The sequence below is a fragment of the Cypionkella sp. TWP1-2-1b2 genome (genome assembly GCF_049896245.1).
Classification (GTDB): domain Bacteria; phylum Pseudomonadota; class Alphaproteobacteria; order Rhodobacterales; family Rhodobacteraceae; genus Cypionkella.
Window position 1 is genome coordinate 1 of the sequence record NZ_JAFCTX010000087.1, and the last position, 3033, is coordinate 3033.

The following is a 3033-nucleotide window of genomic DNA, read 5'->3' on the forward strand; positions in this document are numbered from 1 at the left end:
GTTGTAAGAGCGCCAGTTCGTCGTGCGGTAGGTCGGAGGTGCAGGTTTGCTCATACCCTGCGACTAACACCTTGCAGTCACGCAGGGAATCCCTCACGATTTGTGCAACAGAGCCCCGTGCCTATCCAAATGGAGAGCTGCGTTCGGCCGTCTATCTTATGTTGCGGGTTCGGGATGCAGGTCCGGGGCTTGTCATAAGTAAGACCTCTATAACTTCAGGGCCATCGGTCGGCAGCGTTCGAGAATATGCGGGCATAGACGGTTGCCTACAGCTTCACCTCAAGGTGCATTTGCAGGGGCATCGACTTGAGTATTCCGACACCGGCACACCGAGCGAAACCAGAATGGGTGCCGATAGGGGTTTGGTTAAAGGACAGAATGGGGCGGTGTGGGATATCGGTCTTTGCAACCGCGTTTCAGCGGCGCTGAACCGGCGGATCCGCAAGCGCGCTGTAGGTAAGCTCAATTCCGTCAGTGTCTTGCCGGGTGCCGCGGCGTTGTGGCATTCGGGTGAGGCTTTGTATCTGTGGAGCCGCGCATCCACCCCGGATGCCTTCATGTGCAAATGATTGGGTGGGGGTCGCAGGCAGCGCGAATCTTGGGCTGCGCTTGCAGTGTTGCCTTCGCCAGACTGTAACAATTCCTCAGAAAATCGGCAAATGCTGTGCAGAATAGACCAATCTGGCCGAACGCCTCGGTGTGGGCTGTGCTCTGGGTCGCAAGTGCAATTTCCGCAAGACCTTAACAAATCCTTACGGCCTCCATCTAACATATTGAAATCACTCGACCCATAGAACAGTCCCGACTCGGGACCATACCCAACACATATATTTCAACCGCCTGTCACAGATGCGAGATCAGATGATTTTGTCTTTTCCCGAACCTGCGTCATCTTGTTTTCAAAGCTTCAGAGGAGACCGCAATGCCCCCCCTTCCCGAATACACCCGTGCCGACATCACCCCGCAACACCTGCTCCTGAACCGCCGAGCCCTGATCGCCGGAGCCGCCGCCCTCAGCGTGGCAAGCCCCGCCCTCGCCCAAACCAGCCTCTATTCCACCGATGAAGCCCCGAATAGTTTCGAGGACATCACCACCTACAACAACTACTACGAATTCGGCTACGACAAGGCCGACCCCGCCGCTTATGCCGGCAAGCTGAAAACCGACCCGTGGTCTGTCACGGTGGACGGTCTGGTGGACAACCCCGGCACCTACTCTCTGGCGGACCTGATCGCAGGCCAACCGATCGAGGAGCGCATCTACCGTTTCCGCTGTGTGGAAGCATGGTCGATGATCGTGCCGTGGCAGGGCTTCCAACTGTCCGGCCTGCTGCAAAAGCTGGGGGTGAAGCCGGAAGCGAAATATGTGGCGTTCGAAACCGTGGTCCGTCTGGATGAGATGCCCGGCATCAACGGCGGCATGATCGACTGGCCCTATCGGGAAGGTCTGCGGCTGGACGAAGCGATGCACCCGCTGACCCTGATCGCGACGGGTCTCTATGGAAAACCGATGCCGAACCAGAACGGCGCGCCGATCCGGCTGATTGTGCCGTGGAAATATGGCTTCAAATCGGTGAAAGCTATTGTTCGGATTTCTTTGGTGGCCGAGCAGCCGGTGACAACATGGAACACCCTCGCCGCCAATGAATACGGCTTTTATGCCAACGTGAACCCCGAGGTCGATCACCCCCGCTGGTCTCAGGCTTCCGAACGCCGCATTGGTGGGGGTCTGTTCGCGGGGCGGATAGATACGGTGAAGTTCAACGGCTACGGCGATCAGGTCGCCAGTCTGTATGCTGGCCAAGATCTGACGCAGGATTACTGATGCTGAACGCGATCAACCAAACCGCCCGCCGCATCCCGGCCTATACAATATATATATCTGGCGTGGCGCTGGCGATTTGGGTGATCTATGCGTCGCTCTCTACCCCTGACCCGGCGAAGGTCTTGGAGCGCACACTCGGCACGCGCGGACTGCAAATCCTGATCGCCACGCTCTGCATCACCCCGCTGCGCTGGTATGGGGTGAACCTTCTGAAGTTCCGTCGCGCCTTAGGGCTGATGGGCTTCATGTTCATCGCTCTACATCTGATGACATGGGTGGTGCTGGACCTTGCGCTGCGCTGGTCGGAGATTTTCATCGAGCTGACCAAGCGGCCATTCATTATCGTGGGGATGCTGGCGTTCGTGGCGCTGGTTCCTCTGGCGGTGACGTCCAACAACGCGATGGTGAAACGACTCGGCGCATTGCGATGGAAACAGCTGCATTGGCTGGCTTATCCGGCGACTTTGGCCGGTGCGGTGCATTTTGTGATGATCGGGAAGGTCTACACGCTGGAATCGGCACTTTATCTTGCCGCTGTGGCGGGACTTTTGCTCGCCCGCCGACTCAAAGCGCGGAAAAAAGCGCTGCAAGCCGCCTGAGTCGTGACGCAGTGCAGCGACCAGAGGTAAGATTGTTGCGCCAAAGGGGGGTGTTCGCGGAGGAAGCTTCCGCCAACCTCCAGAAATTGCAGATAAATTCACAAATCTGTAAAAAAGTGAGTTGAGAGGTGTTTTTTGCTATTGCGGCTTCCGGCGACTAACCCTAAACACCGCCTTACCGAAGCGAAACAGTGACGGTGACGAAACGAAACAAAGCGTAAGCGGTTGTTAAGGTTCGGAAAATCTGAAGATAAGGCCTTCGACGAAGCGCTAAGAGTTTAGCGCCCGTTGGAATTTTTGTCGGAAGATAGCTCTTTGAAATTGGTATAAGTTGAAGGGATATGTGGGCGGTTTGGGCGCATCGGCGTCGAAATTGTTAGCATATCTGGGCTAGTAGGGAATTTGCAGCAATGCGAGCTACCGATGATCTAGTTAAAGCTTCACGGTTTGTGGGTTCTTGTTTCTTTGGAAACACGAGCACATGAATTGAGAAAGACCTTGTTCTTAGGAGCAAGGCAGATGTGCGAAGGTTCGACGTCAAGAACTGTAGAGATACAGTTTCAACTTGAGAGTTTGATCCTGGCTCAGAATGAACGCTGGCGGCAGGCC

General features: G+C 55.9%; 2 protein-coding genes. Both read left to right on the forward strand.

Annotated features, from left to right (window positions below):
- The first annotated feature begins 922 nt into the window (after positions 1-922).
- Positions 923-1825, forward strand: a complete 903-nt coding sequence (gene msrP, locus ACP7AP_RS24040; protein WP_426038427.1) for a protein-methionine-sulfoxide reductase catalytic subunit MsrP — start codon at positions 923-925, stop codon at positions 1823-1825.
- Positions 1825-2424 (forward strand): sulfite oxidase heme-binding subunit YedZ, encoded by a 600-nt coding sequence (locus tag ACP7AP_RS24045; protein WP_426038429.1) that lies wholly within the window; start codon positions 1825-1827, stop codon positions 2422-2424. Before msrP ends, ACP7AP_RS24045 begins: the two co-directional genes overlap by 1 nt.
- Positions 2425-3033 lie beyond the last annotated feature (609 nt).

Excerpts from the sequence above, each read along its gene's own strand:
- msrP (WP_426038427.1), top strand. The coding sequence starts at position 923 with ATGCCCCCCCTTCCCGAATACACCCGTGCCGACATCACCCCGCAACAC.
- ACP7AP_RS24045 (WP_426038429.1), top strand. The coding sequence starts at position 1,825 with ATGCTGAACGCGATCAACCAAACCGCCCGCCGCATCCCGGCCTATACA.